The organism is Methanosarcina baltica, from assembly GCF_055394095.1.
Genome location: NZ_AP042463.1, coordinates 1421497 through 1434270 on the forward strand (window position 1 = coordinate 1421497; position 12774 = coordinate 1434270).

The 12774-nt window shown below is 41.3% G+C and carries 10 protein-coding genes and 1 pseudogene; 9 read left to right on the top strand and 2 right to left on the bottom strand.

Going from position 1 to position 12774, the window contains the following annotated elements; all coding sequences use genetic code 11:
* Positions 1-1349: 1349 nt before the first annotated feature.
* The 4 genes from iscB (ACZ5QV_RS06195) (at position 1350) to ACZ5QV_RS06210 (ending at position 5748) form a co-directional block, all read left to right on the top strand.
* Positions 1350-2699: an RNA-guided endonuclease IscB gene (gene iscB, locus ACZ5QV_RS06195; protein ID WP_464601703.1), complete on the top strand. Its 1350-nt coding sequence runs from the start codon at positions 1350-1352 to the stop codon at positions 2697-2699.
* Positions 2700-3098: 399 nt separating this feature from the next.
* Positions 3099-3338 (top strand): hypothetical protein, encoded by a 240-nt coding sequence (locus tag ACZ5QV_RS06200; RefSeq protein ID WP_464601704.1) that lies wholly within the window; start codon positions 3099-3101, stop codon positions 3336-3338.
* A gap of 348 nt (positions 3339-3686) precedes the next feature.
* Positions 3687-5036, top strand: coding sequence for an RNA-guided endonuclease IscB (gene iscB, locus ACZ5QV_RS06205; protein WP_464601705.1), 1350 nt, complete (start codon positions 3687-3689; stop codon positions 5034-5036).
* Between the two features lie 127 nt (positions 5037-5163).
* Positions 5164-5748 (top strand): hypothetical protein, encoded by a 585-nt coding sequence (locus ACZ5QV_RS06210; RefSeq protein ID WP_464601706.1) that lies wholly within the window; start codon positions 5164-5166, stop codon positions 5746-5748.
* Positions 5749-6239: 491 nt separating this feature from the next.
* Here ACZ5QV_RS06210 and ACZ5QV_RS06215 read toward each other — a convergent pair whose 3' ends face one another.
* Positions 6240-6887, bottom strand: a complete 648-nt coding sequence (locus ACZ5QV_RS06215) for a hypothetical protein (protein ID WP_464601707.1) — start codon at positions 6885-6887, stop codon at positions 6240-6242.
* A gap of 264 nt (positions 6888-7151) precedes the next feature.
* On the opposite strand from ACZ5QV_RS06215, the gene ACZ5QV_RS06220 reads away from it, so the two are divergent.
* The 4 genes from ACZ5QV_RS06220 (at position 7152) to ACZ5QV_RS06235 (ending at position 9899) form a co-directional block, all read left to right on the top strand.
* Positions 7152-8063 carry a DUF1616 domain-containing protein gene (locus ACZ5QV_RS06220; protein ID WP_464601708.1) on the top strand — a complete coding sequence of 304 codons (912 nt, stop codon included), beginning with the start codon at positions 7152-7154 and terminating at the stop codon, positions 8061-8063.
* Positions 8064-8067: 4 nt separating this feature from the next.
* A complete protein-coding gene (locus ACZ5QV_RS06225) occupies positions 8068-8955 on the top strand; it encodes a lysostaphin resistance A-like protein (RefSeq protein ID WP_464601709.1) in 888 nt (295 codons plus the stop codon).
* A 422-nt stretch (positions 8956-9377) separates the two neighbouring features.
* Positions 9378-9569 carry a hypothetical protein gene (locus ACZ5QV_RS06230; RefSeq protein ID WP_464601710.1) on the top strand — a complete coding sequence of 64 codons (192 nt, stop codon included), beginning with the start codon at positions 9378-9380 and terminating at the stop codon, positions 9567-9569.
* A gap of 54 nt (positions 9570-9623) precedes the next feature.
* On the top strand, positions 9624-9899 hold the full coding sequence (locus tag ACZ5QV_RS06235) for a hypothetical protein (protein WP_464601711.1): 276 nt from the start codon (positions 9624-9626) through the stop codon (positions 9897-9899).
* 578 nt (positions 9900-10477) lie between these two features.
* On the opposite strand, the pseudogene ACZ5QV_RS06240 reads toward ACZ5QV_RS06235, so the two are convergent.
* Positions 10478-10606: pseudogene (locus tag ACZ5QV_RS06240) on the bottom strand (zinc ribbon domain-containing protein); the annotation flags it as partial.
* A gap of 297 nt (positions 10607-10903) precedes the next feature.
* Here ACZ5QV_RS06240 and ACZ5QV_RS06245 point away from each other — a divergent pair.
* Positions 10904-12157, top strand: coding sequence for a hypothetical protein (locus ACZ5QV_RS06245; RefSeq protein WP_464601712.1), 1254 nt, complete (start codon positions 10904-10906; stop codon positions 12155-12157).
* Positions 12158-12774 lie beyond the last annotated feature (617 nt).

Genomic DNA, 12774 nt, shown 5'->3' on the forward strand with positions numbered 1-12774 from the left:
CTCACCAAAAACCACAGCAAGAATTAGACGGATAACTGCATTCAGAATTATACCTTATGTCGTTCCAAGTTATTTACCTAGAATCAGTGTCATAAGAGCTCTTAACCACGGAAAGGCACGGAATGACACGGAAACCGGCCTTCGGCCGGTGAGTACGTTGGTCCTTTATCTCATATCATTCAAAAACCACTCTGGATTCTTGAAAGTAAACTAAAAAACTCCCTAACAACCTTAATACCATCTTACGGCCATTCTTTTTCCGTGTGTTCCGTGTGTTCCGTGGTTTTTTTCCTTGACTCCTGAAAAATGGATTGAAAAAAGCCTGAACAACCGTACTTGTCGTCTCCCGGCATTCTTTTTCCGTGTGGTCCGTGTGGTCCGTGGTTTTTTTCCTTGACTCCTGAGAAATGAATAGAAAAAAGCCTGAACAACCGTACTTGTCGTCTCCCGGCATTCTTTTTCCGTGTGGTCCGTGTGGTCCGTGGTTTTTTTCCTTGACTCCTGAGAAATGAATAGAAAAAAGCCCGAACAACCGTACTTGTCATCTCCCGGCATTCTTTTTCCGTGCTTTTCCGTGCTTTTCCGTGGTTTGAATGCACACACCAAACAGATCCTCATCAAAAACAGCAGCAAAAATTAAGGGATCGTGTCCGTGAGTTACTGACAACCATAAGCATAAAAATCTCTATGCATTTTTCTTAAACACGGAGAATGTGCTTGTTTTTTCAGATTTAATATACGACTCAAGGACACGACCCACAACCAAAAATGGGAATGGAACTCTATCACATTTTGACGCAGACACCATTTCAAACATGTTAATTGGAGACACCAGTTTTGACGTGTTAATTGGTATGGTACGTAAAAGCACCCAATAGATATAACTAGTATCCATATTACATTATATAATATCTATCATAAATGTAAAAGAAGTGCTCAATCTGTCAAAGGTATCAAGAAATACATTAAGCATCAGAAATATTTGACGAAATAATTTCAATGCTTCATTGCTATTCCATGAAGCATTACAGTAAGTAAAGGTAAAGTAGGTGTACCATTGCCCTCTTCCAATAGGTCAACTACCTTGTTGTAAATCGTTATTTGCAACTGCTCGAGTCAACTACCCCCACCTGTCAGCCTCCGGCTGCCGAGGAAGGGGCTTGCTTCAGTAAGCCATAGTTGAATAGCCTTTCGTTACACTGGTCATGATATTCGTGGATACTCCACACGTTCACGGAGATTTCGACTTGGATTAAACATCCCTGAGAGGTAGGGGAAGTGTTCAGGTCATTAACAAGCCAGTATAACAGTGGCGATGTGGACCTACTCCAATTTAGGAGGACAAATTAATGAAGATATTTGTCAAAAATTCATACGATAAGCCCCTGATGCCAACAAGCCCTAGAAAAGCAAGAATATTGCTTAAAGCAGGTAAGGCAGAAGTGGTACAAAGAAATCCTTTTACAATCAAACTTTTATATCCAACTAATAACTACACTCAAAATGTGGTATTGGGAATTGACACCGGTTTTCTCAACATTGGTTTTTCAGCAGTCTCCGAAAAAGAAGAACTCATTTCAGGAGAGGTAAAACTTCTTGCTGGAATGCCAGAGCGAAACGAAGAGCGGAGAATGTACCGAGGAAACCGAAGAAACCAGATCAGACATCGGAAACCTGGGTACAACAAAAACACAAACAGAGAAGGCTGGTTAGCTCCATCTATCAGGCATAAGCTTGAAAGTCACATAAGAGTTATCGAGGATCTTTCTAAAATAATCCCAATAACTAAAATCGTTGTTGAAATAGCGAATTTTGACATACAAAAAATTAAAAATCCAGAAATCGAAGGCAAACAGTATCAGGAAGGTGAGCAAAAAGGATACGACAATATCCGGGCTTACATTCTACATCGGGACGGTTATAAGTGCCAGAACCCCGATTGTAAAAACAAAGCAAAACAGCCTTTGCTTCAGGTCCATCACATTCAATATAGAAGTAACAGTGGCTCAGATCGACCTGCCAACCTTATAACACTCTGCAATAAGTGCCACACTAAGAAAAACCACAAAGGATTTCTTTTAACATGGAAACCAAAAGTAAGAGGCTTCAAAGATGCAACATTTATGAATATAGTACGCTGGAAGCTTGTGGATATTTTAAAAGAAAAGTATGATGTTGAAGCAACTTACGGATACATAACAAAAGCCAGAAGATACGAGCTTAATCTTGAGAAAACCCATTCAACCGATGCTTTTTGTATTGCTGGAGGAAGCACTCAGGCTCGATCCGTGCCTCTCGAAATCCGGCAAATAAGAAGAAACAACAGGTCCCTTTCGAAATTTTACGATGCCAAATATATTGATTCACGGGATGGCACTCAGAAAACCGGACAGGAATTGAATTCTGGAAGAACCACCAGAAACAAAAACCTTAATGGAGAAAATCTAAGGACTTTCAGGCTCAGAAAGACAAAGAAAGGAAGGTATAGCATAAGGAAAAAACGCTATCATATTCAACCTATGGATTTAGTTGAGTACGAAGGACGTTTGTATTATGTTATAGGAGCACAAAATTACGGAAAATACGTGAAACTTCGGGACTCAGAAAACAAATCAGGTAAAGTAGTAAATATTCAAAAAGTCAAAATTGTGAAATATGGAAAAGGGCTTTGTTGGATTGATCCTTCAGTACCCTGTTGAAACCGGCCCCTGTAGTCTTGACGCATTCATCTCCCACCTGTCAGCCTCCGGCTGTCGAGGAAGGAGGCTCCTGCTGAGACAGTTGAAACCTGATAATCAGTATCTTTCGGCTCCTTTTTTTCTACGCTGGATAGATACAAAAATTTTAACAAAATAGGGGGAATCAATACAAAATGTATTTATGGATATATTATGTATAGCGATAATATATAATGGGCCCCACATCATGAATATATGAGAATAGTTTATATGCAGTTGTCGTTGATAAGCTCAATACAACCATTACATAATGATTAACCCTCCAAGATGTAGAGTCAATTAGACAATTTGACAAATTAATTATATATTTGTGTACATCTGGAGGATATCGGATGAATTTGCTAAACGGAGGACACTATAATGTCATTAGCAAATAAAGCTCAAATCAATCAATATGAAATACGGCAGCGCAATTTTCTCGCCAGAGTTGCAAGAGAAGCCTCCAATAATGCGAGAGAAAATGCACTTAGTCAGGGAAGGTCGGTAACGATACAACAAGGCGAATCTATTGTCAAATTGCATCCAGACGGAAAAACCGACATTATCCAAAAAATAAAGAAAAGTTCAGTAATTCCTGAAAAAAGAAGATACTGTTTATGAAACGCATGAGGGTATTTGCAGGTCCAAACGGGTCTGGCAAAACAACATTGGTTAATCAGTTTATCAAAGAAAAACATAGACTGATTAATCCTCTCCGTCACGTCAACTACCCCTCCCTAAAACCTTCGCCTAATGGCTCAGGTTTTTGAGGAAGGGGCTTGTTTCGACAAGTCCCTGGTTGAATAGCCTTTCGTTATACTGGTCATGATATTCGAGGATACTCCACACGTTCTCGGAGATTTCGATCTGGATTAAACATCCCTGAGAGGAAGGGGAAGTGTTCAGGTCATTAACAAGCCAGTATAACAGTGGCGATGTGGACCCACTCCAATCAAGGAGGACAAATCTATGAAAATATTTGTCATCAATATACACAACGAGCCATTAATGCCCACGACCCCGAGGAAAGCAAGAATATTACTTAAATCAGGTGGGGCAAAAGTGGTACAAAGGAATCCTTTCACTATCAAACTTCTTTATCATTCGGGAAAAAATACTCAGGAAATAACCCTGGGAATCGATACTGGGTTCCTTAACATAGGATTTTCGGCAGTTTCCGAAAAAGAAGAACTTATTTCAGGAGAGGTAAAACTTCTTGCTGGAATGCCAGAGCGAAACGATGAACGGAGAATGTACCGAGGAAACCGAAGAAACCAGATAAGACACAGGAAACCGGGGTACAACAAAAACACCAACAAAGAAGGTTGGTTGGCTCCATCTATCAAGCATAAGCTTGAAAGCCATATTAGATTAATAGAGGATCTTGCCGAAATCTTACCCATTACAAAAATCGTTGTCGAGGTTGCGAACTTCGACATTCAAAAAATCAAAAATCCGGAAATTGAAGGCAAACAGTATCAGGAAGGGGAACAGGCAGGCTACGATAACGTTCGGGCTTATATTTTGCACAGAGACGGATACTCTTGCCAGAACCCGGACTGCAAAAACAAATCAAAACAGCCTTTGCTCCAGGTGCATCATATCCAGTACAGAAGTAACAGTGGTTCTGATCGGCCTGAGAACCTTATCACACTTTGCAATAAGTGTCATACTCAAAAAAACCACAAAGGATTCCTTTTAACATGGAAACCAAAGGTAAGAGGCTTCAAAGATGCTACATTCATGAATATGGTACGCTGGAAGCTCGTGGATATTTTAAAAGAAAAGTATGATGTTGAACACACTTTCGGATATGTCACAAAAGCGAAAAGGTACGAGCTTAATCTTGAGAAAACTCATTCAACCGATGCTTTCTGTATTGCTGGAGGGGAAACTCAGGCTCGATGTGCTCCCCATGAAATACTACAAATAAGAAGAAATAACAGAAGCCTCTCGAAATTCTACGATGCGCAGTATATTGATTTGAGGGACGGCACTCAAAAAACCGGACAGGAATTAAATTCTGGAAGAACTACCAGAAACAAAAATCTTAACGGGGAAAATTTGAGAGTGTATAGGGGTAGGAAAACAAAGAAAGGAAGGTACAGCATAAGGAAAAATCATTATCCAATTCAGCCAATGGATTTAGTTGAGTACGAAGGAGAGCTATATTATGTAGCTGGAGCACAAAATTACGGAAAGTATGTGAAACTTCGAGCCTCAGCAATTAAATCATCCAAAGTAGTAAATATTCAAAAAGTTAAAATTGTAAAGTACGGCAAAGGATTCTGTTGGATTGACCAATCAGTACCACGTTAAAAAAATATAGAATCCGGCCCCCGTAGTCTCGACGCATTCATCTCCCACCTGCCAGTTCCGCCAAAGCCGGAACTGTCGAGGAAGGAGTCTTCTGCTGTTTGAGATAAATCCTGATGATCTCAATTCGATGGATTTGATTGATTTCAACTACTTTGGATTAAATGTTGATGAAAACGATTTTAGAGATTTTATTTCTCAGTCTCCATTTTACGACAACATCAAGATTGACATCAAAGATGTCAAAATTAATAACAATTGTTTTAACATAACAAAAAGAAGTTCATATATGGGTGCAATGTTGGCTGATTATCTACGGCATTGTTATATAAACTCAAAAGAGACCTCGTTTTCATATGAAACTGTTCTTTCACATTCATCAAAAATAGATTTTCTTAAAAAAGCAAATAGTTGTGGATGGCAAGTATATTTATATTTCGTAAGTACGGTAGATTCTTGTATCAATTGCGGTCGTGTGGAAGAAAGAGTGTTAAAGGGAGAACATGATGTTCCCCATGATAAAATTCAGGGTCGATACACGCGGTCACATGACAATTTATTTGCTGCTTTACAACATTGCAGAAGAGCATACATTTTTGACAATTCAATACAGATGCAATTAATCGCTGAAAAAAAGCCAAATAATTCATTGATATTATCAAATGGAGAGTCTATCCCAGCATGGTTAGATGAATGTGTATTATCAAAAATTTGAGGAATCCCCCTCTAAAACACAAATTACTGTTTATTTTAAAAATCGGGCCGTGCCCGTGAGTCATTGATCATGAGTGCGAAAACAGACACATTCAGCTTGATTATGCATATTTTCGGAAAGTTCTTCTGCAACCGGTTTTCAATGATTGAGCCCCACGACCGATTTTTGAAAGTGGACTGAAAAAAGCCAGAACAACCTTAATACCGTCTTCTGGCCGTTCTTTTTCCGTGTGTTCCATGCCTGAGTTCCGCTACCCGAGTTCCGCTACCCGAGTTCCGCTACCCGAGTTCCGCTACCCGAGTTCCGCTTCGGGAGCACGGGGTCCGTTTCGCTACGCTCAAGCAGACTGAAAAACGCCAGAACAACCTTAATACCGTATTCCGGCATTCTTTTTCCGTGCTTTTCCGTGTCATTCCGTGGTTGAAACACACACACCAAACAGCTCCACCCAAAAAAACACAGCAAGGATTAACAGAGAACTGCACTCAGCATTATATCCTGAGACTTCTGATCACAAAAACCAGAACAACCTTAATACCGTATTCCGGCATTCTTTTTCCGTGTGGTCCGTGTGTTCCGTGGTTTTTTTCCAGCACTCCTGAGAAATGGATTGAAAAACGCCATAACAACCTTAATACCGTCTCCCTGCATTCTTTTTCCGTGTGGTCCGTGTGTTCCGTGGTTTTTTTCCTTGACTCCTGAGAAATGAGTAGAAAAAAGCCCGAACAACCGTACTTGTCATCTTCCAGCCATTCTTTTTCCGTGTGGTCCGTGGTTTTTTTCCAGCACTCCTGAGAAATGAATAGAAAAAAGCCCGAACAACCGTACTTGCCATCTTCCGGCATTCTTTTTCCGTGTGTTCCGTGTGTTCCGTGGTTTTTTTCCTTGACTCCTGAGAAATGAATAGAAAAAAGCCCGAACAACCTTAATACCGTCTTCCGGCATTCTTTTTCCGTGCTTTTCCGTGTCATTCCGTGGTTTTTTTCCCATACTCCTGAAAGTAAACTAAAAAACGCCAGAGCAACCTTAATACCGTCTTCAGGCATTCTTTTTTCGTGAATTTCCGTGGTTTTTTTCCTTGACTCCTGAAAAATGGATTGAAAAAAGCCCGAACAACCGTACTTGTCGTCTTCCTGCATTCTTTTTCCGTGCTTTTCCGTGAATTTCCGTGGTTTGAATGTACACACCAAAAACTTCACAAACACAAAACACAAAAACCTTTAAACATACAAAAGCTTTATAGCGCTCTCCATATAAAATAAAAAGAAATTTCAGAAAACAGGCCCAAAAAGGAAACCCGCCCTCTCAAGAAACCCCTAAAAAACCAAAAATTAAGAAAATAACTTAATAAAACCCGGCAAAAATATAATAACCATTAAAAATCTTTTAATCAACGAGGGCAAATGACAGGAAACAGAAAAATTCCATCGGACCTGCTGGGCGTTGTGTGCCTGGTACTTTTAACTGATCTCTTCGTGCTCGTTCCGGGCCTGAACGAAACATTCATAAGAACAGCCCTGGGCCTGCCCATGGTTTTGTTCCTTCCGGGCTACGCGCTTATTGCGGCTCTCTTTGCCGCGGAAAAAGACCTGGACGGAATAGAAAGGATAGCGCTCTCCTTCGGGCTGAGCATTGCCGTGGTACCTCTCATAGGACTCGCCCTCAACTACACGCCCTGGGGAATCAGGCTTATTCCAATCCTCGTATGCCTCTCGGTCTTCACCCTTGTCATGTGCGGGATAGCTTTCTGGAGACGGGAAAACATGCCGGAGGGGGAAGAATCTTTCGAGGTGTCCTTTACTTCCTACTGGCTGGCCTTAAAGGCCGAGGTCCTGGAAAAGCCCGAGTCGAAAACCGACAAAATCCTTACAATTATCCTGATTTTATCCATTCTGGCCTCGGTCATGACCCTCGTCTACGTAATCGTTACCCCGAAGGAAGGAGAGCACTTCACGGAGTTCTACATCCTCGGGCCCGGCGGGATGGCGGACGACTACCCGACGCACTACGCGCCCGGGGAGAGCGGGACCGTGATTGTGGGGGTTGTGAACCACGAGTACCGGGTCCTGAACTATACCCTGGACCTGAGGCTTGAAAACGTCTCGCTGGAAATTCCCGGAGACCGGGCCGTCATAAACCTCGCGCATAACGAGACCTGGGAGCGGACACTGGACATTACGCCTCCCTTTGAGGGAACTGACATGAAACTTGAGTTCCTGCTCTTCAACGATACCGAGAAAAACGAGTCTTACCGCGACCTGCACCTCTGGATAAACGTGACGGACGCGGAGGACGGAAAAAACGGATTGATTTAAATTGATGGAAACTGAAAACCCAAACCTTACGGGTGGCAGCAGGGAACTTAAGGTTCCTGAAAATGTGGCAGAGCTTCCGGGGAAGGAAACCGAAAAGGAAACGGAAACAAAAAGCAAAAAGCTGGACTTTCAGAACAAAAAGGTCCTTGCCGGGATTCCCATCCTCTTTATCGCCCTTGCGGAAATTCTCCTCTATGCCGGAAAGGCCGGGGCTGCGACCTGGGTCCATATCGGGACCATCATTGCACTCACCCTTTCAACCATGCTTGTAAAAGACCGGCAGATGAACAGGATACATCAGGCTCTGACACTGCTGCCCGTCCTCCGCCTGGTCAACCTCTCGATGCCCGTCTTCTTTGACGTTACGCTCTACTCTTTTATATTCATCTACGGGCCTCTCGCAATCCCTGTGGCTGTGGCCGCAAGGGCTCAGGAATTTACCTGGAAACAGATGGGGATGGTCTTCAATAAAAAGACATGGACCTACCTGCTTCTCGCAGTTCCCCTGGGTTTCCTGCTCGGGTACGGAGAATATTCCACCATCCACGTGGGTTATTTGATCCCTGACCTTTCTTTCCTGAACGTCCTGAAACTCACAATTATAATGGTCTTCTTCGTGGGGCTCATAGAAGAGGTAATCTTCAGGTCGATCCTGCAAACCAGGCTTGAGGAGAGCTTTGGGCTGAAAAACGGAATGATTGTCGCAAGTCTCCTGTTCGGGCTTATGCACTCGGGCTATGGAACTCCTTATGAAATGTTATACACGGCCGGGGTCGGACTTTTCATGGGCTATACCTTTCAGAAAACCAGAAGTCTTCCTTTTATCACGGTGATTCACGGTTTCGTAAACGTCTTCCTTTTCGGAATAATCCCACACGTCCTGTCCGCATGAACCTTTTTTTGAGTCTCGGATTACCTCAAAACCTTTTTTTAATCACAGAAACCACGGAAGTATCCGCTAAGGCAGGACAGTTTCCAAAACATCTTTTTTTGAGTTAAGGAATGGGTCAAATATAATATCAAGTATTTTTGTTTACCATTTATTAACCACGGAAGACACGGAAAACGGCCTGCGGCCGGTGAGTAAGTTGGATCTTTATGCAATAGGATTCAAAAAATACCCTGGATTCCCCGAGTTCCGCTTAGGGAGCACAGGAAATCGAAGATTTCCTGGGAGTTGCACTGCAAGTGCAACAGCACGGTGTCCGTTTCGCTCGCTTTGCGAGCTCAAGCGGACTAAAAAACGCCAGAACAACCTTAAATATCGTATTCCTGCCGTATTTTTCCGTGTATTCCGTGTGTTCCGTGGTTTGAATGCACACACCAAACACACTCACACAAAAACACACCCTGTATGAATATAGAGCAATTCCCAAAATAAAATTTGAAGTTATATTTTTACCATTCCTAAAGCCTCATCCGTCTGCCACGGGAATGGTAAACCCGAATGGAAAAAGCCAGGAAAACAGGAAAAAAAAGAGTTATGGGGGGTATTTCCCACAGTAAACTGCGGGAGATTAAAAAAGAACGGACCACAAAAATTAGAGGATTTCTACAACCTTGAAGACGACAATTCCACAGAAAGCAAACAACATCGGAAGGATTGCTAGATTAAATGAACTGTTCAGGGATTTATTCCATTTATCAGATGCTGAAAGGACCTCTTTCAGAGAAAGGAGCAAAATCAACCCGACCACTGCCGTAGCTCCGTATTGTGGAAGCCCGGGGCTTGTTAGCATGGACATGGCGCTTGAAGACATAGCGCTTGAAGACATAGCGCTGGAAACCGCACTTGATGAGATTATACTTAACAACATGAAATATACACCACCTTGATACAGGAAACTGCTTACATAACATAAATATTAGAAATGTTCACTTTAAGACAACAGTAAATTAATATAAATTGTAGATATAAAAACATTTTGGTAGTCTGGGAATATATTTATTTACAGAATTGGGAGATAATTACAACAATTTTTCAGATAGTGGAAAATAGAAGGAACATAAAACTATATAAAGATTTCTAAGATAATAAGAGGATTTGTTTTTATTATCGACATTTCGACCCCCTGCCAATAGGGGAAAATAATTCATGTATATTGGTTATTTAATTGATACGAAATCAACTAAATTTCACATTTGTACCATGGATTTGTACAGAAATGCCAGAAATCGAAATGTGGGTTATTAATGTATATGATAAAAAAGAAAACCGACATCATTAGTCAGTTATTATAAGTGAACTACCCCCACCTGTCAGCCTTCGGCTGTCGTGTTAAACCATAGGTTTAACAGGAGTTTCTAATTTTCAATTAGAAACATCGAGGACGGGACCCCCCCTGCTTCGTTCCCCGGAGTAATCTCCACAAGTCCACAGGCTCTTCCCGCAGTTCCGGTGGTGTCTCTTTAATTTAGATCGCAAGTGCAAACTTTTTAATATTTATAGCTACGTTTATGTTCCTATCGTGTTCGGTTTCACATTCTGGACATTTCCAGCTTCTAACATCTAATGTTATTTCCTTATTGTGGAATCCACATACTAATGGGCGTCAATCGAAGCTACAATAAATGGTAAATTGCATAGGTTATTTCGTTGCAGGTCCTTACACAGGAAATCCCACAAATATTCAATTTGTACGGTCACAAAAAGAGTGCAATAACTATTTTCTCGGCCCTCTGAATTCCGTTAAATATGTAATTTGGAGCAAAAGGGACGAAAAAACACATATATAATTTTAACATAGATAAATAATAATTCATAAAGTTAAATCCGACCCCGAGTTTCACTGGCCGGTAAACAGAGGTTACGGATAAAAAAGTAAAATGGAGTTATTTTTGTGAAAAGAAAAATAAAAAACAGCTTCAGGCAAAAATCAGCCCTGAACCTGCTAATAATAGTTTTAGCCCTTTTCCTGACTGTGCTCGCCCCCCCCGCTGCCGCGGAAATCAACTGGGATGTTTCGCCCACACACCCTGCCGTGGGGGATATTCTGGTTATAAGCGGTACGGCAGCTCCAAACGAGAAAATCAACGCTCAGGTCTCGTTTGAAAAAGAGATCCCGGTATCAAGGGGAAGGTATATGTACGTCATTGACGGGGTGGAAATACCTGAAGGAAAAAATATCTTTACCGTAAGGGCCGAAGGCGTAAATGACCTGAACGTAAGAGTAAAAACAAATGTATGGGTCACCTTAAGCACCGACGCAAACAATGGAATTGCAAGCATATCCCAGTCAAGCGTCCCGCCCGGCACATACAAAGCCAAAATAGATGGAACGGCTCAGAGCGGGAAGTCCAGCGTTGACCTTAAAATCACAGCTTCCCAGCCAATAAACGCAGGACCTGATGGTAATTTCATATACAGTTACAACACATCATCAATACCCGAAGGCAATTTTACAATCGTAATCGAGAATTGCATGCGGACAATTACCCTCAGTCCCGAAAAGAAAGTCCTGTTATTAAGTTTTGACCCCTCAATAGCCTCGCTATGTGAAAACCTGACATTAGAAACCGAAATCATTGCAAATACATTCCCCTACGGTCTTGAAAACTGCACACTGAATGTGGAAATCGAAGACCCCGAAATTGCGGAAATAATAGCCGTAACCTTCCCCGAATGGGCAGACGGCAGCAGTTCCGAACTGCCTGCATCTTCAGTTAGTATGACATGCCTTGATACCTCCAAAAAGATAGAAAGCGGAGCGGAAAACATCGTTCTTGGAAACCTCGCCCTGTTTGGGAAAAAGGCCGGAAAAACAAATATCTCAATAACGGTTACGGAAATGACCGATGACTGGGGAGATCCAATAAAAACGATTGTCCTTGAAGGCAGCCTGGAAGTTAGCTCTGCTACAAGTCTGACACCTCTGCCAGGCTACGAAAACCCCCCTCTTGACCTGAACGAGGACGGGATATACGAAGACGTAACCGGAAATGGAATTTTTAATTTTATAGACCTGCAGCAATATTTCTATAACATCTTATGGATGGTTGAGAATTACCCGGCCGAAAAATTTGACTTTAACGGGAATGAGAGAATCGATTTCAACGACCTGATCAGGATGCTCTTTACAATGTATAATAGATGAAAAAAGATAACGTCCCAAACCTGCTTTTTTACTGGCAGGGGACATACTTTATTTTTACCTCCGGTAGCAGAAGCCCCCCTCCTCGATGTTTCTAATTGAAAATTAGAAACTCCTGTTAAACCTATGGTTTAACACGACAGCTGAAGGCTGGCCGGTGGGGAGATACATTCAGAGAAAGAATTAATAAAAGTATATATAAGATTATATTAATATTATTACAACGTTGAAAAATATTTGATATAATACTGAGTTCATATATCCTATATTCGGCAGGTAGACATTAAAATATGAGTATTATTCTTGATGGCGTTTTTGAAATAATACTCATAATTAAACATGTTCAGTATGGTTTACATATATCCCAAATATTGATTCATATATAAATAAGGGTTCATGTATAGGATTGTATATATTGGACGTTATTTTTATTATGTGGCAAAAAACGGTATTGAGATTAATTATCTCGGATCTACAGAGTACCTGCCGAAAGCAGTATATATTTTCCAAAAATGTATACATTAACCTACATTTTGACCCCCTGCCAGTATGGGATAATAATTTCTCCAATTGTAAAATTCAGATTAGTTTTGATACAGCTTATAAATAGCATATTTACA